16 protein-coding genes are annotated in these 21,635 nt (G+C 43.8%); 7 read left to right on the top strand and 9 right to left on the bottom strand.

The features are described 5' to 3' along the window. Window positions 1–171: 171 nt before the first annotated feature. Entirely contained in the window at window positions 172–759 is a 588-nt protein-coding gene (locus tag R7Q48_RS10105; protein ID WP_005378007.1) for a TfoX/Sxy family DNA transformation protein, read from the bottom strand. 369 nt (window positions 760–1,128) lie between these two features. On the opposite strand from R7Q48_RS10105, the gene R7Q48_RS10100 reads away from it, so the two are divergent. The 5 genes from R7Q48_RS10100 to R7Q48_RS10080 all read left to right on the top strand — a co-directional run bounded on the left by R7Q48_RS10100 (window position 1,129) and on the right by R7Q48_RS10080 (window position 6,846). Beyond that, on the top strand, window positions 1,129–2,049 hold the full coding sequence (locus R7Q48_RS10100; protein WP_005378009.1) for an HDOD domain-containing protein: 921 nt from the start codon (window positions 1,129–1,131) through the stop codon (window positions 2,047–2,049). A gap of 146 nt (window positions 2,050–2,195) precedes the next feature. Beyond that, window positions 2,196–3,101 (top strand): lysine exporter LysO family protein, encoded by a 906-nt coding sequence (locus R7Q48_RS10095; protein ID WP_005378011.1) that lies wholly within the window; start codon window positions 2,196–2,198, stop codon window positions 3,099–3,101. 208 nt (window positions 3,102–3,309) lie between these two features. Then, the gene (locus R7Q48_RS10090; RefSeq protein ID WP_213868389.1) at window positions 3,310–3,822 is read left to right on the top strand and encodes a hypothetical protein; all 513 of its coding nucleotides are present in this window, start codon (window positions 3,310–3,312) and stop codon (window positions 3,820–3,822) included. A 211-nt stretch (window positions 3,823–4,033) separates the two neighbouring features. Then, window positions 4,034–5,680 carry a pyridoxal-dependent aspartate 1-decarboxylase PanP gene (panP, locus tag R7Q48_RS10085; protein WP_025766849.1) on the top strand — a complete coding sequence of 549 codons (1,647 nt, stop codon included), beginning with the start codon at window positions 4,034–4,036 and terminating at the stop codon, window positions 5,678–5,680. A gap of 311 nt (window positions 5,681–5,991) precedes the next feature. After that, complete coding sequence (locus tag R7Q48_RS10080; RefSeq protein WP_005378021.1) at window positions 5,992–6,846, top strand: MurR/RpiR family transcriptional regulator; 855 nt, start codon at window positions 5,992–5,994, stop codon at window positions 6,844–6,846. 76 nt (window positions 6,847–6,922) lie between these two features. Here the strand turns inward: R7Q48_RS10080 and R7Q48_RS10075 are convergent, their stop codons facing one another. Beyond that, window positions 6,923–8,167 (bottom strand): iron-containing alcohol dehydrogenase, encoded by a 1,245-nt coding sequence (locus R7Q48_RS10075; RefSeq protein WP_017820842.1) that lies wholly within the window; start codon window positions 8,165–8,167, stop codon window positions 6,923–6,925. Between the two features lie 377 nt (window positions 8,168–8,544). Here R7Q48_RS10075 and R7Q48_RS10070 point away from each other — a divergent pair, with 377 nt between their 5' ends. Both R7Q48_RS10070 and R7Q48_RS10065 read left to right on the top strand, forming a co-directional pair. Beyond that, entirely contained in the window at window positions 8,545–8,811 is a 267-nt protein-coding gene (locus R7Q48_RS10070; RefSeq protein ID WP_005378026.1) for a GrxA family glutaredoxin, read from the top strand. 175 nt (window positions 8,812–8,986) lie between these two features. Next, window positions 8,987–10,669 (top strand): aspartate:alanine antiporter, encoded by a 1,683-nt coding sequence (locus R7Q48_RS10065; RefSeq protein ID WP_005378028.1) that lies wholly within the window; start codon window positions 8,987–8,989, stop codon window positions 10,667–10,669. A 78-nt stretch (window positions 10,670–10,747) separates the two neighbouring features. Here R7Q48_RS10065 and fabV read toward each other — a convergent pair whose 3' ends face one another. From fabV to R7Q48_RS10030, 7 genes are all read right to left on the bottom strand, one after another. Continuing rightward, window positions 10,748–11,950, bottom strand: coding sequence for an enoyl-ACP reductase FabV (gene fabV / locus R7Q48_RS10060; protein ID WP_005388648.1), 1,203 nt, complete (start codon window positions 11,948–11,950; stop codon window positions 10,748–10,750). A gap of 174 nt (window positions 11,951–12,124) precedes the next feature. Next, a complete protein-coding gene (locus R7Q48_RS10055; protein WP_137281874.1) occupies window positions 12,125–14,407 on the bottom strand; it encodes an acyl-CoA dehydrogenase in 2,283 nt (760 codons plus the stop codon). A 71-nt stretch (window positions 14,408–14,478) separates the two neighbouring features. Beyond that, window positions 14,479–15,114, bottom strand: coding sequence for a TetR/AcrR family transcriptional regulator (locus R7Q48_RS10050; protein WP_005378033.1), 636 nt, complete (start codon window positions 15,112–15,114; stop codon window positions 14,479–14,481). A 717-nt stretch (window positions 15,115–15,831) separates the two neighbouring features. Continuing rightward, window positions 15,832–16,983 (bottom strand): Na+/H+ antiporter NhaA, encoded by a 1,152-nt coding sequence (gene nhaA, locus R7Q48_RS10045; RefSeq protein WP_005378034.1) that lies wholly within the window; start codon window positions 16,981–16,983, stop codon window positions 15,832–15,834. Window positions 16,984–17,313: 330 nt separating this feature from the next. Beyond that, the gene (locus R7Q48_RS10040; RefSeq protein ID WP_005388656.1) at window positions 17,314–18,438 is read right to left on the bottom strand and encodes a lipocalin-like domain-containing protein; all 1,125 of its coding nucleotides are present in this window, start codon (window positions 18,436–18,438) and stop codon (window positions 17,314–17,316) included. Next, window positions 18,438–20,891 (bottom strand): ABC transporter permease, encoded by a 2,454-nt coding sequence (locus R7Q48_RS10035; RefSeq protein WP_137281873.1) that lies wholly within the window; start codon window positions 20,889–20,891, stop codon window positions 18,438–18,440. The genes R7Q48_RS10040 and R7Q48_RS10035 overlap by 1 nt, the downstream gene beginning before the upstream one ends. After that, complete coding sequence (locus R7Q48_RS10030) at window positions 20,872–21,543, bottom strand: ABC transporter ATP-binding protein (protein WP_005378040.1); 672 nt, start codon at window positions 21,541–21,543, stop codon at window positions 20,872–20,874. The genes R7Q48_RS10035 and R7Q48_RS10030 overlap by 20 nt, the downstream gene beginning before the upstream one ends. Window positions 21,544–21,635: the final 92 nt, after the last annotated feature.

Here is a 21,635-nt window from a genome sequence, read left to right as displayed (position 1 = left end):
CAAATTAAAAAAACAAAAACCGAGGTCTCTGCCTCGGTTTTTTTGTCTAATTTAATGACTAACTCAATGAAGTGGTAAAAAACTTCAACGTCCTTTTTCCGCTTTTCACACTTGCCTTTACGACCCGCTAACTCCATCGAAACGAGTCAATCATTGTGCGATCAGCTTCGCTTAGTCACACAGTGCCAATAACTGTTTTTTACGCGGCTCTTGGATCAGTTTCCAATGTACGCCATCAGTTGCACCAGCAAATTTCCACAGTAGCTTTACATCAACATCATTACCGTAAGCCGTTTTAACTTTGTTGAAGACTTTTACAGGTCCAAGTTCTAAAAAGGTTTCTACGTCATCAACACCGGCTTTCTTGACCATACGTTCAAGGGTTAGTTGCATGTTGGGTAAGTCTCTTAAGCGTCTACTGGCAGAGGACTTTTGATATTTCCGTTCCTTAATTGAGTATTCAATTGATTTCTGTACCAGTTCATCAAGCCCTACATATCCGGATTCGAATAAATCGGTTACATCATAATAATTTACGGTTGCCGTCGTCTGTTTTTTGACGTGCTTATACTTCTCACAGCTCAGTTGAGTAAACACTTCATCTAGCCCATTACCACCACGTAAGTAGCAGCAATCATTGCTGACAAGCGCAAACATAGCATCATCGGTGAATAAACCAATACCACCGAACATAGAACGTTTTTGGTACTCACTGAAGGTGCGTACATATTTAAAAAAAGCTTGGTCTGTCATGTCCATTGACCTCTTTAATCTGAATAAATTACCCCGATTAGCGATGTCACCAGATAAACAGCAGCTTATAGCGAATTATAAATGTCGATTTGTTGGCGATATTTTTGTGAGTTGTGCTCACCAACTTGCTTAATCATACTTAACGTTGAAAAATAAGTTAGGACATAGGTCACATATAAAAAAGTATAAATTCTGCATACGTGATTAGTTTCACACTTATTGTTTGTGTGGTGATATTTTTTTGACGCATAGCATGCCTAAAACACGCCATCATTATGATCTCGCTGGCAATTACGGGCACATAATACGCATTTAATTGATAAAGAATACGCTGTAAGGGTACACTGTACGAAAGATCTCAAGTACAGCGTCACAATGGAACATTTATCATTTTTTTGGCTGCCAAATAATAAAGATAAGCTTATAAACGCACTGGAATCCGAGTTTGCTCAGCTGGTAGAACAGTCCATCGCCACGGGTAAGATTTCGTTACCTCCTATTCCTGATGTCGTGCTTAAAATTCAGCAGTTATGTGTCGAAGAACACACCACGATTGCCGATGTTGCTAACTGTTTATTGGAAGATCCCGGATTAGCAGCGGTCGTTTTACGAGTCGCTAACTCTGTGATTTTCAATCGCAGAAATATCACCTGCAACGACTTAACTACAGCGGTATCTCGTCTCGGAATACTTCGTGTACGTGATATTGTTACCGCACAAGCGATTGAGCAACTTAAACACTCAGTTAATCTCACTAAAGAATGCAATGCCATCTTGGTGAAGAGTGCCGCGATATCGCGTGAGCTCGGTGCCGTCATGGTGATGTTGGTTCAATCGTTTCGTAGCCACGAGCCAGGCACTTATGGCCATCTAGAGCAAGAAAAGGCGTTATTGGTCGGTCTATTAGCCGATATTGGGTTATTTTGCCTAATTAATGAGTACCACTTGTACTTAGATAGGGGCAATTACTTAGACCCAGATATTGCATTGCAAATCTTCCAAACACGTTGTTCTGCCACAAGTAAACTAGTGCTTGAGCGTTGGGGATTTGACAACGACTTCAGAGAAGTATCCTCAAACGAAAAATACGAATTAACGCGACCAGAAGTGAGTTATCTCGACATCGCTAGAATTGCGCATCATTTATTGATGTTTCGCAATCACGATGAACGCATTGACGAACACGAAGTTGAATTCAACTTAACTGGTGCAGAAGTCTTGTATGAACTTAGTAACATGAGTGATACTGACTTCAATGATCAAATCCGTGCTGTACTCAATGCTAGCGGTTTGTAATTTATCGCTTTCTGATAATACCTTATCCGTGATAAAACGATTCGCTCAAGGCTGAGCTGTGTGTGGTGAAATATCTCTAATTTCAACCGATAGATAATTTGATTTATGCGTGTTGATGTTATCTCAAAAAGGAATCATTGAGCTTTATGTTTTCAGGGATGCTATTTATTTTCGCTCCGCTTGTGGTGGGGTATCTAATTCCTATATCTCGATCTTCGTTATTGGAGAAGATCAATCAGTCAACGTCCTACCTTATTTACGTCATTTTGTCGTTGATGGGTCTTAGTTTGGCGGCGCTCGATAATTTAAGCAGCAACTTACAAAGTATTCTCCTCTATGCGAGTACGTTTTTTTTGTGTCTAAGTGCCTGCAACCTGTTGGCTCTGCCTATTATTGATAAAATTATTCCACTCCAGACCAATCAGAATCAAAAGAAGCTACCGTTATCTTCGATGGCTTTAGAGTCAGTTAAGCTTATCGTGGTCGTTGGCGGAGGGTTAGTGGTTGGCCTGCTGTTACCCATTGATTTGAGTTGGGTAGATACAGCAAGCGAATGGATACTCTTTCTACTTCTATTTTTTATTGGTATTCAGCTGCGTAATAGTGGACTTACTCTGCGTCAAATCCTATTAAATAAACAAGGAATGGCCATTGCGGCTGTTGTCATCGCAACATGTATGCTTGGTGGCGTTCTTGCAGCGGTGCTTTTGGATCTTCCTCTTTATCAAGCACTCGCAATGGCTTCAGGTTTTGGCTGGTATTCACTCGCAGGTATTTTAATGGGTGACGCTTTTGGTCCGGTATTTGGTGGCGCGTCGTTCTTGATTGAATTGATGAGAGAGCTAGTCGCACTGGTTGCCATTCCTCTCTTTATTCGTAGCTATCCGTGCACCGCAATTGGTTATGCCGGTGCAACAGCAATGGACTTCACCCTACCCGTTATTCAAACCACCGGTGGTGTGCGTTGTGTTCCTGTTGCTATCGTTAGCGGCTTTATTTTGAGTTTATTGGTACCAGTTATGATGCTTTTCTTTGTATCACTTGCTAGCTAGATCTCAGGTTTTCGCTTTAACATCCATTACAATACGGCAAAAATTTAAATACCCAGTTAACGTCAAAGTGGTCAATATTTTTTGGCAAGACCCCTCTTTCTTTTCGTCATTCAGCCCAACGATTTGTCACGACCAAATAGAAAGAAGGGAGAAACATCAACTGATGTGCATTGCGTTAATAAAGGGATAACAACCAGAAGGAAGAAGAATGAAACGCTTTGTCGTTGCAGCGCTCCTCGCTACAAGCTCAACTTTTACGCTTGCCGCAGATCAACAATGTCTTGCTAGCAAATACGATGGCTACGTCGATGCCTCACTACAGTGGTATCAAGATCTTGTTGATTTGACGGTTACCCAATATCCAGATCTGAAAGAAGTTAGCCAATGGTTCTTGGGTGGACGTAAACATCACTTTGAATTAAACCGCGAAGCGGTTCACTACTTTCTAGAGAACGACCCTAGCCGCGTTGCGACGGAACAGCCAATCGAAGCATGGTTAAAACTAGAGCAACATGACGTTAAGCAGTTAGCGACCCGAAGCGATAAGTTAGGTGAAGTTGCAAAACAGACATTTAGCGACCGTCAATCAACTAACCATCCAAAAAACTACGAGCTTCGTTCAGCATTCGCTGATCTGCTTAGTCATCCCCAACAAATTGATACCGCACTTAATAAGTACAATCAGTCAATAGAAAAGATTGAAAAGCAGAAATGTGACTAAGATTGCTCGCATTAGTCGTTGATTAGCATTCGATAACATCAGAGTGTTTTAACGTACTCAATCTAGAATTTTTTAATGTGAATATCGTCACCTTCACCTAAAATTTTCATTTCTACAACTTGGGTTTCAACAATTAAAACGGGACTTTGCGCCCGTTTTAGTTTAGATTGTGCCGCTCGCATTACCAAAATAACTACAAAGATTCTTTGCTATGGTTAAGGAACAAAAAACCGCTGATGTTAGCTTTGAGAGCTTGCTAAAGATCTTCACTGTCCCAGAAGGTCCGGACTCAACGTTAACTAAAATTGACGAGAGCCTCTCGCGAAATCTAAATCAATTTCTTCGTGAACACATCGTGGCAGAAGAAAAGCCTTTACGCGAAATCGAAAAAGACTTTTCTTCTGCTCAGATTCCTGAGCAGCCAGAGTTCGTGTCAGATCATACAGAGCACTTACTCGACACTTTGGTGTCGCACTCAGTTCACACATCTTCACCAAGCTTCATTGGTCATATGACATCGGCACTGCCTTATTTCTTGATGCCACTGTCAAAGATCATGATCGCCTTAAACCAAAACCTGGTAAAAATAGAGACTTCCAAAGCCTTTACGCCACTTGAGCGTCAAGTTTTGGGTATGCTGCATCGCTTGATATATGGTCAGAATGATACGTTTTACAATCAGTGGATGCACAGTGCAAACCACTCATTAGGCGCATTTTGTTCCGGCGGCACCATTGCCAATATCACTGCGCTTTGGGTAGCACGTAACAAAGCGTTAAGAGCCAATGGCTCATTTAAAGGCGTTGAAAAGGAAGGCCTTTTTAAAGCCATGAAGCACTATGGCTATGATGGCTTAGCGGTGCTAGTGTCTGAGCGTGGTCACTACTCCCTTAAGAAAGCAGCCGATGTATTAGGGCTAGGCCAAGAGGGCTTGGTTGCGGTTAAAACCGATGCCAACAACCGTATTATTGTCAACGACCTGAAAGCGAAAATTGTTGAGCTCGAAAAACAAAATATCAAGCCTATTGCTGTTATTGGTGTGGCTGGCACAACAGAGACAGGTAATGTTGATCCATTGCCTGAAATCGCTGAAGTCTGCCAAGCTCACAGCTGTCACTTCCATGTGGATGCCGCATGGGGTGGCGCAACACTTATGTCTAACCATCACCGTCACCTTCTTAAAGGTGTGGAAATGGCAGACTCAGTAACTATTGATGCGCACAAGCAGCTCTACATCCCGATGGGCGCTGGTATGGTTCTGTTCAAAGACCCTGACGCAATGAAATCCATAGAGCATCACGCTCAATATATATTGCGCAAAGGTTCAAAAGACCTAGGCAGCCATACATTAGAAGGTTCACGTTCGGGTATGGCGATGTTGGTCTACGCCGCAATGCACATCATAAGTCGCCCAGGTTACGAGCTTCTGATTGACCAAAGCATTGAAAAAGCTCGATACTTTGCGGATTTAATCAAACAGCAAGATGATTTCGAGTTAGTTTCTGAACCAGAGCTTTGTCTGCTCACATACCGTTATTTGCCGCCATTCATCCGTGAAGCATTAGCACAAGCAGAAGGCTCACAAAAAGAACAACTGAATGAGCTGATCAATGAGTTAACACAGTTTATTCAAAAGCGTCAGCGCGAAACGGGCAAATCGTTCGTTTCACGTACAAGACTGAACCCAGACCAATGGCAACGCATGAATACGATAGTGTTTCGAGTGGTTTTGGCAAATCCACTGACCACAAAAGAAATTTTGAGCTCAGTGCTTGATGAACAACGCGAAATCGCCAAGCAAGCACCAAATTTGATGAAAAGAATTCAACAGCTGGTTGTTGATATTCAATCGTCTTAACGGCCAGATCGAGTTACATCAATTTGAAATTTTTTTTCGTTTTGATGTAACTCAAACATCATTATCGTGCGACTAGCGCAACAAAACTTCGTTTACACATCCAATTCTGTAGTTTTTACAACATTTTGTTTGAGGCCTGTCAAATTCTCACTAAATAGTACCCGTTATTGGTTTAGACTGATTGAAGATCAGGTTTATACTGATTCTATGGCGCTGGTTGTTTTCGTTAACGCCCCACTCTACTCCGGAATCTTCGTGTTTCCTTTCGTTAGCAGAGCCAGCGAGTTGTTCTCTATACCCTCGTGAACACTATGAATACATTAGAAAAAATTCAAAAAAACCTGGAGAATTTCAGTAAGTCAGAGCGCAAAGTTGCGGAAGTAATTATGGCGTCTCCACAAACTGCAATTCATTCAAGCATTGCAACGCTGGCTAAAATGGCCGACGTTAGTGAGCCCACTGTAAACCGCTTCTGTCGTCGTCTGGACACCAAGGGCTTTCCAGATTTTAAGCTTCACTTGGCACAGAGCCTAGCCAACGGCACCCCTTACGTTAACCGTAATGTGGAAGAAGACGATGGCCCAGACGCGTACACCCATAAGATTTTCGAATCGACGATGGCGTGTTTAGATGTCGCTAAAAATAGCCTAGATCCAATGCAAGTGAACCGTGCGGTCGATTTGCTAACGCAAGCGAAGCGCATTTCATTCTTTGGCCTTGGTGCATCATCTTCTGTTGCCCGAGACGCACAAAACAAGTTTATTCGCTTTAATATTCCAATTACTTGTTTTGAAGATATTGTTATGCAGCGCATGAGTTGTATCAACTGCAGTGATAATGATGTTGTGGTTCTTATTTCTCATACCGGTCGAACAAAGAGTCAGGTAGAAATAGCGAACCTTGCTCGTGAAAATGGCGCAACGGTTATTGCGATTACAGCGAAGGATTCTCCTCTAGAAAAGGCAAGCTCGCTGGCCATCACGCTCGATATTCCAGAAGATACCGACGTTTACATGCCAATGGCAAGCCGAGTTGTGCAAATGACAGTGATTGATGTGCTAGCAACTGGCTTCACTCTTCGCCGTGGTACAGGTTTCCGTGAGAACCTAAAACGCGTAAAAGATGCGTTGAAAGACAGTCGCTATGACAAACTAAGCCAGTACTAAGCACTAAAGCTTAGTCAATACTTTATCTAGGGGAGCTCAAGGCTCCCCTTTTGTTTTAATGCAGCTAAGAAAGCAATCACCCTAAGTCGTTGACACTCGATAAGTCCGTTCTTGATTCCAGTACTTCAACAGAACTGACATGTTGTGCACTCTCAGCTGCGCACTCTCCGCTACAATCACAGACTTGCTGCAATATGTGTATCAAACGTTCCTGATTCAGGGGTAAAGGATTCCCTTTGATTGCCATTGATTTAAGCGCATCGTTCGCCACTTGCTCAAAAGAGGTTTGGCATACTCCAAATTGAGCCAGTAGCGGTAACGCTAACTTATCTAGCACCATATTTACCCAAAGAATTCCATCGTGTTCGTTAGCATTTACTCGCTCAGTGACTAATTGGGCCAGCTTGCGATAACGACTTATCACATCATTCCTACCCGCGAGTTTAGCGGCGTTAATGTTCTCCTGCATCACGTGCGGAGCTAGGCGAGCCGTAATAACGCTATGGGGGGCGTCTAACTTGCCTCCTAACGCCGATGCTAACCCATGAGCAGCACCTAATTTGGCATTAGTAATCGCCATACCACCAAGCAATGCAGCGAACGATAAATCAGAGCGCGCCTTATGATTATCTTGCTTACAAGCGGCAATCACTGAACGGCTTAAACGGCGTAGCCCCTCTTCGCAGACCATATCAGTAAGAGGGTTTGGCTCACCACACACATACGCTTCCATTAAATGAGTGAACGCATCCATTGCGCCACGTCCAGATGTGTATTGGTCGGTCCCGTAAGTAAGTGTCGGGTCTACAATGGCAACGTCTGCGAGCATATCAGGGCTTCGAAGACTCACTTTCACTTTATCTTGTCCAGATTTCAGCACAGCATTTCTGGTCACTTCTGAACCGGTGCTTGCTGTCGTAGGAATTGCAATAAAATGAAGAGGCTTTGCTTTTAAAGGGACGCTTCTTCCTACCACTTCTACGTAATCGTAAACATTGCCTTGATTGGGAATAATGGCAGCTAAGGCTTTGCCCATATCGATGACGCTGCCACCACCTATCGCAACCACCATATCAGGTTGGAATTTTCTACCGAGCACTGCGGTCTCTTCTACCATCGTGATGTATGGTTCTCCAACGATAGCTACGTGCTGGTAACGCATATTTTGAGCTTTAAGATATTGGATAATGGGGGCGGCTCGTTGGGTATCCTGCCCAGTAACCAGCAAAACACTGTAGCCAAATTGGTTAATAACGGATAATGAAGATTGAAGTGCACCTTCACCAAATATAATCCTTGTTGCAGTCATAAACTGAAACATACACACCCTCCCAAAAGAATATACCCAAATAACCTCTCGCCCTCTGATTTAACACTTATGTTAGAGTTGAAGTTATTTGCGTATAGCCAAAATAGATTGCTATTTTTTTAAACAAAAAAAATTGACCAATTCCACCTTGCCATCATTAACCCTTTAGAATGTATGTTTTTTATGCGTCACTTCACATACTTCAGAGCCGTAAAATAAGAACACGCGTTTAGTTTTTATTCGATAGATTTCACCTATAGAACCAAGAGGTAATTGCCGCTTTATTTCCGTATCTGGATCGGGCATAGTTACTCCAACAAAAGAAAGCGCACTCAGCCGCTATGTTTTGTACGCTTTCAAAAAAGAATAGATTTAGGAGAAATAAGATTATGTTCGTTGTTATCTTTGGTCGCCCTGCATGTCCTTTCTGTGTTCGTGCAAAAGAGCACGCAGAAACGCTAAAAGCAAAACGTGATGACTTCAACTACCGTTACGTTGATATTCACGCTGAGGGTATTTCTAAAGCAGATCTTGAGAAAACAGTTGGTAAACCAGTTGAAACCGTTCCTCAGATCTTTATCGACCAAGAGCACATCGGTGGCTGCGACGAATTCGAAGCATACGCGAAAGAGCACCTAGGTCTATTTGACGAGTAATAAAGACTGTTTTCAAAAAAGCCGCTTCATGCGGCTTTTTTATTATTTTTCAGCTGGTTATTACGTTAAGTCAACTAATGGTAAAACCTAAAAAAATTCACTTATCTTTTTGCTATATTTAGTTACAATTCACAGTTCTTAATCTTTTTTGGCACACACTCTACCGAGCCACACAGTGAACATAGACGTCGTATACCTTCTCGAGCAAAACCCTATCCTTCTAATCTTCGTCGTATTAGCCATTGGCCTTGCCATCGGAAAAATTCGATTTGGCAAATTACAATTAGGCAACTCTATTGGCGTTCTTATTACCTCTTTGGTAATGGGCCACCTTGGTTTCTCATTTAATGCAGAAGCTTTAACCATTGGCTTTATGCTGTTTATCTACTGCGTTGGCATTGAAGCTGGACCAAACTTTTTTGGTATATTCTTCAGAGATGGTAAGCATTATTTTATTTTAAGCATGACTGTTCTCGTGTCTGCGGTCAGCTTAACGTATGGCTTGAGTCACTATTTCGGCCTCGATTTTGGCTTATCCGCAGGTATGATGGCAGGCGCATTGACCGCAACGCCAGTACTGGTTGGTGCACAAGATGCTCTTAACTCTGGCCTTGCGACTATACCGCGGAATATGGAATTTTCTCTGGTATTAGAAAATCTATCCGTAGGCTACGCGATGGCTTATCTGGTCGGCTTAATTAGCATGATCATGTTTGCTAAATTGTTGCCAAAACTGCAAAAACAAAACCTTTCTGATTCCGCGCAGCAAATCGCACAAGAGCGTGGCCTTGGAAATTCAAGCCAGAGAAAAGTGTATTTACCCATTATTCGAGCTTACCGAGTGGGCCCAGAGCTAATTGACTGGACTGATGGTAAAAACTTGCGAGAACTGGGTATTTATCGTCAAACTGGCTGTTACATTGAACGAATCCGTCGCAATGGTATTCTCGCCCACCCAGATGGTGATGCTATCTTGCAAGAGGGAGATGAAATTGCACTGGTTGGCTTCCCTGACAGCCATGCTCGCTTAGACCCTAGCTTCCGTAATGGTAAAGAAGTATTCGACCGTAACTTGCTTGATTTGCGCATCGTTGAAGAAGAAATCGTCGTAAAAAGTGACGCTATCGCTGGTAAGCGTTTATCGGATTTGAATTTGTCTGAGTTTGGCTGTTTCTTAAACCGCGTAGTTCGCGCTCAGATTGAAATGCCTATGGACTTAGACATTGTGCTCGCTAAAGGGGACGTCCTTCAAGTGAGCGGCGAGAAAAGCCGAGTACATGGACTGGCGGAAAAAATCGGTTTCATCTCGATCCACAGTCAAATGGCCGATTTGCTCGCTTTTTGTAGCTTCTTTATTTTGGGTATTCTGTTTGGCCTCATCACAATGACATTCGGTCAGGTGTCTTTCAGTTTGGGTAATGCGGTGGGTCTTCTGTTATCCGGTATTACGCTTGGTTTTTTACGAGCAAATCACCCTACTTTCGGTTATGTCCCACAAGGGGCGCTGAATATGGTCAAAGATCTAGGGTTAATGTTCTTTATGGTGGGAATTGGTCTAAGTGCAGGTGGAAAGATGTTCGAGCACCTAACGCAAGTAGGTCCAAAAGTCATTGGTTTGGCATTTATTGTCAGTGTCGTGCCTGTAGTTCTGGCTTACTTAGTTGGCGCACACGTACTCAAGATGAACCGTGCCCTGCTCTTCGGTGCCATTATTGGCGCCCGTACTTGCGCTCCAGCTATGGATGTCGTTAACGACTACGCTAAGTCCACCATCCCTGCCCTTGGTTATGCGGGTACCTATGCGATTGCGAATATTTTAATGACGCTAGCTGGTACGATTCTGATAATACTAAGTTAATACTCACTTTGACTATGAAATACAAAAAGGCGCTCAATGAGCGCCTTTTGTTTATTGGTTATCTAGTCTGTGATTCGATTAGATTTGAATGAAGTCTGCTTCAACTGCTGGATTCACATCCGCTTCGTAATCTACGCCTTCAACGCCGAAACCAAATAGTTTCAAGAACTCTTCTTTGTACTCAACGTAGTCAGTCAGCTCTTTTAGGTTCTCAGTCGTAATTTGAGGCCATAGCTCACGACAGTGCTGCTGAATGTCGTCACGAAGTTCCCAGTCATCCAGACGTAGGCGGTTCATCTCATCAACTTCTGCCGCGCTACCGTCTTCTTTGTATAGACGTTGGCTGAACATACGGTAGATTTGTTCCATACAGCCTTCGTGTACACCTTCTTCGCGCATTTTCTTGAATACCATTGCGATGTACAGTGGCATAACAGGAATTGCAGAACTCGCCTGAGTTACAACAGATTTAAGTACCGCAACATTGGCACTACCACCTGTTGCTGCTAACTTGTCGTTTAGCGCTTTCGCTGCACGGTCTAGGTCCATTTTTGCTTTACCTAGTGCACCATCCCAATAAATTGGCCAAGTTAGCTCAGTACCAATGTAGCTGTACGCGACGGTCTTACAACCTTCAGCAAGAACACCAGCATCAGACAACGCATTGATCCAAAGTTCCCAATCTTCACCGCCCATTACAGTGACAGTGTCTTTGATTTCTTCTTCTGTTGCAGGCTCAACGCTAGCTTCGATGATCACATCTTTGTTGGTATCAACAGCCGTTGATGTGTAAGTTTCACCGATAGGTTTAAGAGATGAACGAACTAATTCACCAGTTTCTGGCATTTTACGTACTGGAGATGCCAGTGAGTAAACCACCATATCGATTTGACCTAAGTCTTCTTTGATCAGCTCGATAGTTTTCTGTTTCGCTTCATTTGAGAAAGCGTCGCCGTTTAAGCTTTTTGCGTACAGACCTTCTTCACGCGCTAGCTTTTCAAAAGCAGCGGCATTGTAAAAACCTGCTGTACCTGGCTTCTTCTCAGTACCTTCTTTTTCGAAGAAAACACCGATAGTTGATGCACCGCCACCAAATGCCGCAGCGATACGAGAAGATAGACCGTAGCCACTTGATGCACCAACAACAAGAACACGCTTAGGTGCGTTTTTGATTGGACCTTGCGCTTTGGTGTACGCAATTTGTTCTTTTACGTTAGCTTCACAACCAACAGGGTGCGTTGTAGTACAGATAAATCCACGAATTCTAGGTTTGATGATCATATTCAACTTCCTTTAAAAAACCTTGTTAGGATAAAAGTTTCGTTGGGATTTCGCATCTAATTTCTGTAAAAATGCTCTTAAAAGGCAAGTGGTTGGAGCACTATCCCACCATCCACTCCCCAAGAATACAAAAAAGCACCTCATTGAGGTGCTTTTCTTAACATTAGTTGTCTATTATGCCGCCGGATTCAACTGCGACTTTTTTGGGTTATGAGTTCGCACTTCAGAAAAGTCATGACTAAAGTGGTCAACTTGAATCGCCTTGTAGCGCAATTTATCTGCAGCCATGATTTGATCAATTTCTTGCTCAGTTAACACGCCTGCTTCAAATGCTTGCTGCAAACGGTCATGCAGCAAACCTTTACGAGCCACTTTACCATCCTTCGCAGCCTTCATAAGTTTACGCTCCAAAGGTTTAATGTCGTACATTGCAAGGAATGCATTCTCCATTAAGCCTACGCTGTCATCCTCTGATTTTCCGATGTAGCACAGATGCGTGAGGCGATCACGTTGCGCGCCTGGTGTCATCATCGCTTCAGCCAAATTCACACACAGCTCATCACTTGGCTTATTGAAATGATTACCAAGCGGGAACAATAGCCCCTTAAGCACACCGCCAACGTATTTCACAGGGAAGTTGGTGTAAGCCTCATTTAATGACTTAGAAGCGTTATACAAACAGTGTTGAACAGCGTAATGAACGAAGTCTAGATCGCCTTGTTGACGGCCTTCATCTTCATACTTTTTCAAGGCAGCAGATGCCATATATAGATAGCTTAATCCATCACCCAAACGTGCTGAGATCATTTCTTTACGCTTCAAGTCTCCACCTAAGGTTAACATCGCAAAGTCTGCACTTACTGCAAGTGCACGACTGAGACGAGTAATGTCTTTGTAGTATTGCTGCGTTGGGCCACTCATGTGCGCGTTAACAAATCGAGAACCAGTTAGTGCTGCACCAAATGCACCGAATGTATTACCGAGAGCGTGCTTGATGTGTTTAAAGAGTAAGTTGTCAAATTCTTTCGCACCTTGTTCAGAATCTGGATTCGCCGCGGCTTCCATTTCTTTTAGAACATATGGGTGACATCGAGTCGCACCTTGACCAAAAATCATCAGGTTACGAGTCAGAATATTCGCGCCTTCAACGGTGATAGCAACCGGGATACCAAGGTAATGTTTAGCAAGATAGTTCATTGGTCCATCTTGAATCGCACGACCCGCATGGATATCAAACGAATCATTTAGAATGGTACGCGCGATTTCCGTCATGTGGTACTTGGCAATCGCGGTTACAATCCCAGGTTTCTCTTTCATATCGAGAGAAGTCGTCGTTAGCGTACGCGTCGCTTCTAGTAGGTAAGTAAGACCACCAATGCGCCCCATCGCTTCTGCGACGCCTTCAAACTTACCGATCGACATTCCAAACTGTTTACGCACGTAAGCATAAGCACCTGTTGTACGTGTAGTAAGGTGACCAATCGCGGTGCCAAGCGCTGGGAGAGAGATACCGCGACCAGCAGAAAGACACTCAACCAGCATACGCCAACCTTTACCCGCATAATCAGCGCCACCGATCAACCAGTCCATAGGGATGAAGACATCTTCACCACGAGTAGGACCATTCATAAACGCAGACCCCAGAGGATCATGGCGTTCGCCTATCTCGACACCTTCATGGTCAGCGGGAATCAACGCACATGTAATGCCAACCTCTTTCTTGTCACCAAGTAGCCCTTCAGGATCCTGCAGTTTAAATGCTAACCCGAGCACTGTCGCAACTGGCGCAAGCGTGATGTAGCGTTTATTCCAACTAACTCGCACGCCAAGCACTTCTTTGCCTTCATGGGTGCCGTAACAAACTACGCCTTGATCAGGTATGCCACCCGCATCAGAACCCGCTTCAGGGCCAGTTAGGGCGAAACAAGGGATGTCTGTACCATCAGCTAAACGAGGCAACCAGTAATCTTTTTGCTCTTGCGTACCATAGTGCGATAGCAGCTCACCAGGACCAAGAGAGTTCGGTACCATTACCGATACCGCGGTACTGATACTTCGAGTCGCAATACGAGAAACAATGGTTGAGTTCGCCAAAGCGGAAAATTCACGACCACCATATGCTTTCGAGATGATCAAAGAGAAAAATCGCTCTTTACGTAGGTACTCCCATACTTCAGGCGGTAAATCCCTGTCTTCTTTGACAATCTTCTGGTCATCAAGCATTTCTAGCAGGGTTTCAAGCTCATTATCCATAAATGACTGCTCTTCTGCCGTCAGTGTAGGCGTTGGATAATGATGCAATGTTGTGAAGTTTGGCTTGCCTGAGAATAGTTCGGCATCCCACCATACACTACCCGCTTCCATCGCCTCTTTCTCGGTGCTAGACAGAGGTGGCAATACTTTTTTGAACACTTTAAAAGCCGGGTCACTAATCCATTTTCTTCGTAGAGAGCTCATAGTTCAGATCCTTTTGTTCACGTAACCGCTCGGGGTATAATCTTATTATTGGTTTAACTTTCTTATTTGTCTTATGCCAACTGCTTTGCTGACATTCCTGCTGACAAATATGGAATCAGTAAATCGACGACAGATTTCACATCGACTTCCTTTTCAAACTTACTTTCTGCCAGCTCCGAAAGAGCCTGGCTTGAAGCCATCGTAAATACACAGGTTCCTAACGTGAAGTGCAATCGCCAAAACAACTGTTCTTCACATAGTTCCGGGTTCGCCTTCATTATCGAGAAAGTGAAAAGGTTCAGTACCTCTTCGTATCTGGTGGTAATGAACCAGCGTAGATGACCTTGAACGTCTGTATAACCGCGGCCAATTAACAACATAAACAGCGCAGTACCATTTGGGCGTACATCATTTAATGTACGTAAAGGTAATCGCAATGACTCAAAGACATCGTCCATGTTGTAGCTATCGCGCGTGTTTAACTCAATTAATGAAGTCTTAATGCTCGGCATTAGTGCTTCTAAATACCTATCTAAAACCGCTCTAACCAGCGTTTTTTTATCGCCAAAGTGATAGTTTACCGATGCTAAGTTAACGTTAGCTTTACCTGTTATCGTTCTTAGCGAAGTATCATTAAAGCCATGTTCAGCAAAGAGTCCTTCTGCGACATCGAGTATTTTTTCTTTTGTTGATGTTCTCGGGGCCATTTTAATCACTCGTATTAAACAACTGTTTGAAAATATACTCCCGAAACTTAAGATTAACAAATGATTAACATCACACTTTAACCAATTGGTCTGACCAGACAGTAAAAGGTGTGATCTAATCTTTTGAAATTCAATCGAATACCCCAGTGAGGCTTGTCAGAAGAAAACGATCAAACTTCTCAGTCCATCGCAATTGAAATGCTAACAATAGCCTTGGCGGCTTGGAGTGAGCGACGAGAGTATGAAATACATCTTCGGTTCTAGGGGAGATAAAATGAGAAACACAGAAGTTAGTAACTTCGCCAAGTTGGTAATCCATCTCGATTTTTCTATTACTTTCGGATGTGTAAGAAGCTAGAAAGCATTAAGTAGAAATTTTTTGAAAAAAAATGGAACTGTTTAGAAAAGGCTCGGTCTGAATATACGTAACAGTTAGGGCATTTGAAGTTTCACTGGCCGTCAAACTTGTTTCCATCTAATTGTTACGTTGCTGCTTTTTTCTTATTAACTCCTATGTTTGTATCCGCCCAGTCAAATTTTCGGCTGGGCTTTTTTTCGCCTATAGATTTACCAAGCGCCTCTTTCGATGATTTGCCCCAACTCCATAAGCTAGACCTTAGTTGGTCACAAAAGTAACCACCCTGAAGTGGTTGATGTGCCGATCTGCAGACATAAAAAAGCCTCCCGAATGGGAGGCTTTACTAAACAGTGTGTATCTTACGCTTGCGCTTTCTTAGGCAAAGAAAAGTGCAGTAACGCGTAGCCAAGTAACGCGGCTGTCGTCGAGCCCATTAAGATGCCTAGTCGAGCATAGGTATCAAACTCAGGGCTTACATTTCCAAACGCTAAAGAGGAAATGAATATAGACATTGTAAAACCGATACCACACAACACAGAGACCGCAAAGATATGCTTGAAGTTAATGCCTTCCGGTAGCTTAGCTACACCCATTTTCACAGCAGCCCAACTAAAGGTGAAGATACCTAGAGGCTTACCAACCAGTAGCCCCAAAGCAATACCTAATGGCAGCATTGAAGTTAGGCCTGACATCGATACGCCTTCTAGCGAAATCCCCGCATTTGCAAATGCGAATAGAGGTAAGATACCAAATGCCACGTATGGATGAAGTGCGTGCTCCATGTGCTTAAGTGGGGAATGTTCGCCCTGTTTACCCTTAAGAGGAATAGCAAAGCCGATCACTACGCCTGCAAGTGTTGCGTGAACACCAGATTTAAGTACCGCAAACCATAAGATCGCGCCGACTATCATGTATGGCGTCAGTTTCGTTACTTCCTTCGCATTCAACATGAACAGGACACCAGTCATGATGAAGCCAACAAGCAGCGCCATGCTAGAAAGATCACCTGTGTAAAACAGTGCAATAATAACAACCACGCCTAAATCGTCGATGATAGCGAGAGCTAACAAAAACACTTTAAGGCTTACTGGTACGCGCTTACCTAGTAGCGCCATGATACCTAGAGCAAATGCAATATCCGTCGCAGCTGGAATGGCCCAGCCAGAAACCGCCTCTGGGTCGTTAGCATTAAACGCAACGTAAATAAGAGCAGGGGCTAACATACCACCAACCGCCGCAATAGCAGGGAAAATTGCGGTTTCTTTTGATTTTAGCGCTCCTTCAAGTAGCTCTCGCTTCACTTCAAGGCCAATAAGTAAGAAGAAAACAGCCATTAGGCCGTCATTAATCCAGTGAGAAACTGACATACCGAATACATAAGTATGCAGTACAGATTGATAAGTTTCGCCCAGCGGTGAGTTAGCAATGGTCATCGCAATTGCCGCTGCAATTACGAGAAGAATACCACCTGCTGATTCCATTTTGAAAAAGTCACGAATGACATCGTTCATGGTTTCGTCCTTATATTTATTATCTTAATAAACGATTAACAAAGAGTGATAAGAGTGTATAGCTGTCGAAAACTTTAGAATAATCGCTTCTTCAGAGTATAAACTTCGGTTTTTTCGATGTTAAGTTTACTATACATCGTATTTTCCAACATGACACTCAATTTTGATCGGAGATCGTATTTGTACTTGTCGCACCAAATATTTATCAAGATGATGAGAAAATCAGCATAACACGGCTTGTACCATCATGATAACCCCGTACTTTTGAGAAAAAGCTAGGAAGCTTCGCGCACTAAAAAACCACCCGTAGGGGGTGGTTTTCTTCACAACTCAATAGCCTGTCAGCTGCATAAAGCCCCAAGCCTCATTGGAGCCGGAAGCTAAAGTAGGCCCTTCCCAGTAAGGTATTACAAAGGGTAGCCACATATCTGACTTGATAATGCGGGTAGTCAAATTAATTTGATGCTTCGGAATATTGATAATCCACTGCAAAGGTAACCTTCTTCCATTGGATAAACTGGTCACTTGCATTGGTTTAATACTGATATCATCGTCTGAGAGGTTGATGACTTTACCTGAGCGTGTCGACAACGTGCCAAACACGTGCGGTGTTTGCCCATGGTGACGATAACGGCTAACAGTTAATGCTCGACCATCATCTAAATTGAAAACAAACCAATCCCAGCCTTGTTGCCCCTCACCAATTAAGCCGCTGCCCCACTCTTTTTGCGCCCAAGCAGAACCCGTCACTGAGAATCGCTTACCATTTAAGCTTAAGCTGCCTTTTACTTTTAAAAATGGAGCACTGAAGCTGAAAGAAGCAACAGATTGCAACGCATGTTTAACTTGGAAGCCTTTGTCTCCATTCACCACAAAGGGGCCGCTTGTCATGGTATTGAGCTCAAGTCCAAACGTATCAGTATTCACATTCAAGTTGCCCGGGAAAGGCGTCGCACCGAGTGATCGCCAAGTCCAATTATCAATCCATAACCTGAAAGGACGATTGATCATACCAGCTTGGCCTATCCCACCTCTAGCTACCCGTTGCTCTTTCCATACATGCGAGCCATGACTGACGACAACATGTGAAATGTACAATTGAGGGTTCTGCCAACCGCTGGTTTCTCGCTCGTCCGTCGCAACCCTGAAATAGCTCCATTGAACATTGTAGATCTTGCCTTGCTCATCTTTTAGTTTCGCAAAGTAGTGCCACCATTCATGCTGATACTCGGGATGAAAGCGAAAGTCTGAGGGTAAAGAGACATGCTCATTAGGTAGTACAGGCTCGAAAATCGTTTGATTTTCACGCGTTAAGATAGAATCAAGTTCGCCTTCTCGTGTTGCTGTCGCCTCTAACCAAAAAGTTGAGTAAAAAGCAGCCCCAGTCAGAAAAGCGAACGTAACAACAATGAGCGTTGAAACCAACAAGCGTTTTTTAGAGCCCACTTTTTTCATTACAACGCGTCCCTTAATGACTTCATCGGTGTACTTTTGATCATTCTAATAACTGGCAATGCGCCAGCAACCATGATGGCAAGCATCGCCCAAGCAATGGTTTGAGCATACTCCCATGGAATCGTTTGAAGCTCTAGAGACCAGCCAAATGATTGCTTAATGATAATATCAACGATCAAATGTGCGAGCGCCAAGCCGAGCGGCACTGCAATAATCGCAGAAATGGCTCCGAAGACGAATAGCTGCAAACCACCTAATACGACAAGTTCTTTTCCGGACACACCCATGCACCTTAATAAGGAAAAATGCCGCTGCCGTGAAAGTTCTCCTGCCAACGTCGCAAAGAATAAACCAAACACGGCAATAATCAGCGTGATATTGCCCAAGGTTCCTGCTATCGCAAAGGTATGATCAAACACTCTCATTGCTTGGCTATAAATATTACCGTTATCAAACACACGATCTTGCGGGAGACGGAATACATTCTCTAAGCGATTTTTCAGCCCTTCTCCATTGACGTTATCTTTTAATACTACGCCAAGACCAACATTACCCGTACCTGCAAATACATACAGCCAATTCCGGTGCGACATCATCACCTGGTTATATGGGTTTCCATAATCGTAATAAACGCCTACGACTTGCCAATCACCACCAAGCGGTTCTTGCAAGTTAATGAAATCGCCAGGGCGGATATCCAGCTTCAAGGCCATCGACTCACTGACCATTAAGCTCTTGGTAGCGTGCAGTTGATACCAGTAATTTGGGACACCTAACTTGACGGTAAGTGAGTCTAACTCACCTTCAGAAGAGCCCGTACTCACAACTTGCAGAGCACCATGCTCGGTCGGCATATCTTTTTCCCAGCGCCACCAAACCGAGTTCACCTCTGGCTGATTCTGGAGCCATGCGCTCATCCGAGCGGCTGAATTGTTGGTCGGATAGATGTACACATCAGCGGCTAATCGCTGATTTAGCCACTTATCGGTTGTATCTCGAAAGCTTCCGACCATTGTTTCTACACCAATGTTTGCCGCCAGCGCTAACATAAACGCCATCGTAGCCACACCGCGATAGCTCATGCTGGCTGCTGCATCAGCAAAAAACCAACGGACACGAACCCATCGCATGGTATAAGAAAAACTTTGGAACATATGCCACATAATAAATGGCATAAACAACGCCACACTAACCAACATCAGAGCAATAATAGCAAAGCCGGTTTCTTGTGTTTTCGGCGCCTGATATACCGCTATTGCAGCGACACAAAACGCACATGCCGCAAGCGCCTGCCATGAGAACTCTCTTCCAGCAAATCGCATTAGCGACAGTCGAGAAGAAAGGCGGATTGGTTGTGACTTCAACAAACGGATTAATGGCCACAAACACGATATCAACGCACCCATCGCTGCCATGATTAGGCTATATAAGCTAGATTGCCATGACCATCCTATGGTTAAACCTACGTTGGCATCATACAAATCACTCAGGCTCGAAGACACTGCTGGGATAAGTTCATTCGCTAAGATCAAGCCAAAAAAGTTACCACACGCCCACGCAATAAAGACGAGCAAAGACAACTCTAGCAATAAGGCTTGCGCTAACTGTGTTCCGTTAACACCAGTCTGTCTCAAAATACCGACCAAACGTTGTCGCTGAATGAAAGACAGAGACATCGCTTGATAAAAAATAAACAACCCGACCAAAAACGACAGCATTCCCATCGCGGTGAGATTCATATGGAATGCGTTAGTTAGCGACTCAAGCTCAGTACGCGTATTCCTAACAAGCGTCATTCCGTTTGGCAGCATGTTTTTCAGTGCTATTAGCTTTTCCTCTGGCATTTCACCACAAGAAATCGCAGACAAACCTGAGCTCCGCTTGAGCATACGCAACAACGATATATCAGTAACCAGCCGAGTACCCGAAAGCATCTTGTCCTTATCTACTTGAATAGGCCCAAGACGGCTTCCGTCATTCATCTCAATGAAGTCCCCATCCTGCCAACTCATGTAAGCGGCCAAATCTTGACTAACAAGAATAGGATAAGGAGGCTTCATTAGTGATAAAACAGGCATCTCACCTAGCGATTTTCCTTGTTGTAGTGGGATCATCGCGACAGGATCAATCCCCACCAACATCAGGCTCATATCGGTCTTGGCATCTAGATGAAGCACGTCAAACGGTGCACATTGGTTAAACCCAGCTCGACGTAACTGAATATAGAAACCTTGAGGAATTTTATTGGCAGAGTGCTTCGTTCGGATTCGGTATGGCAAAGGATTGGAGAAAAGCTTTTCCCCAGTAGCATAACTTTGTTTTGCATGCTGGTTGATAGAAGTAACACCAACAAGGAGGGACACGCCTAAAGTTAATCCCAGCCAGACAAGAATAATTTGTAGAGGGTAACGACGGTAATGACCGAGTAGTGCCTTAACTACGGGCCATAACATGTAGCTGCCCTCCTTGAAGTCGAATCTTTCCTTCCATATGGGCGGCCACTTTTTCACTGTGCGTCACTAACAGCAAAGTACACTCCAGTTGGCGAGCGAGACTCGTTAGTAAGCGCATTACTGCTTCTGCGTTTCGCTCGTCTAGGCTACCAGTTGGCTCATCAGCAAGCAGGATTTTTGGCTCCATATAGAGTGCACGAGCAATCGCCGCACGTTGTTGCTGACCACCAGACGCCTCTTCCGGATAACGTCCTAGCAATGGCATTAAGTCCAAAGCAGAAAGAATTTGACGCCACAACTCTTTATCTTCCGGCAGACCTTTTAACTGACGACAAAAACGAATATTGTCGGCAATATTAAGTGTAGGAAGCAGGTTGAATTGTTGGAAGATATTCCCAATATTGTTGCGGCGATAAAGGGTTCTTAAATGCTCCGGTGCTTCATGCATAGCAAAATTTGGAAACTGCACTTCACCAGAGTCAGCAGTATCTAATCCGGCGATTAAATTCAGCAGAGTACTTTTACCCGAACCACTTTCTCCCATCAGAGCAACTTGGTCGCCTTGCTGCAATGTTAATTCTGCCCCTTGTAATACAGGGTGAAACTCTCCCCCGTCTACATAGCCTTTACATAGGTCTGACAGTTTTAACATTGATTATGCCGCTCGGATGGTGTTTAAAAATTGGGATCAGAATCTACACTAAAATCCTGTTAGTAGAAAGTATTTTGAATGCTTGATCACAC

The sequence above is a fragment of the Vibrio sp. 378 genome (genome assembly GCF_033339435.1).
This window is presented reverse-complemented; position numbering and strand designations above follow the sequence as displayed.

Coding starts and splice junctions, on each gene's coding strand:
- R7Q48_RS10105 (WP_005378007.1), bottom strand. CDS start 759: ATGGACATGACAGACCAAGCTTTTTTTAAATATGTACGCACCTTCAGT.
- R7Q48_RS10100 (WP_005378009.1), top strand. CDS start 1,129: ATGGAACATTTATCATTTTTTTGGCTGCCAAATAATAAAGATAAGCTT.
- R7Q48_RS10095 (WP_005378011.1), top strand. CDS start 2,196: ATGTTTTCAGGGATGCTATTTATTTTCGCTCCGCTTGTGGTGGGGTAT.
- R7Q48_RS10090 (WP_213868389.1), top strand. CDS start 3,310: ATGAAACGCTTTGTCGTTGCAGCGCTCCTCGCTACAAGCTCAACTTTT.
- panP (WP_025766849.1), top strand. CDS start 4,034: ATGGTTAAGGAACAAAAAACCGCTGATGTTAGCTTTGAGAGCTTGCTA.
- R7Q48_RS10080 (WP_005378021.1), top strand. CDS start 5,992: ATGAATACATTAGAAAAAATTCAAAAAAACCTGGAGAATTTCAGTAAG.
- R7Q48_RS10075 (WP_017820842.1), bottom strand. CDS start 8,167: ATGTTTCAGTTTATGACTGCAACAAGGATTATATTTGGTGAAGGTGCA.
- R7Q48_RS10070 (WP_005378026.1), top strand. CDS start 8,545: ATGTTCGTTGTTATCTTTGGTCGCCCTGCATGTCCTTTCTGTGTTCGT.
- fabV (WP_005388648.1), bottom strand. CDS start 11,950: ATGATCATCAAACCTAGAATTCGTGGATTTATCTGTACTACAACGCAC.
- R7Q48_RS10055 (WP_137281874.1), bottom strand. CDS start 14,407: ATGAGCTCTCTACGAAGAAAATGGATTAGTGACCCGGCTTTTAAAGTG.
- R7Q48_RS10050 (WP_005378033.1), bottom strand. CDS start 15,114: ATGGCCCCGAGAACATCAACAAAAGAAAAAATACTCGATGTCGCAGAA.
- nhaA (WP_005378034.1), bottom strand. CDS start 16,983: ATGAACGATGTCATTCGTGACTTTTTCAAAATGGAATCAGCAGGTGGT.
- R7Q48_RS10040 (WP_005388656.1), bottom strand. CDS start 18,438: ATGAAAAAAGTGGGCTCTAAAAAACGCTTGTTGGTTTCAACGCTCATT.
- R7Q48_RS10035 (WP_137281873.1), bottom strand. CDS start 20,891: ATGTTATGGCCCGTAGTTAAGGCACTACTCGGTCATTACCGTCGTTAC.
- R7Q48_RS10030 (WP_005378040.1), bottom strand. CDS start 21,543: ATGTTAAAACTGTCAGACCTATGTAAAGGCTATGTAGACGGGGGAGAG.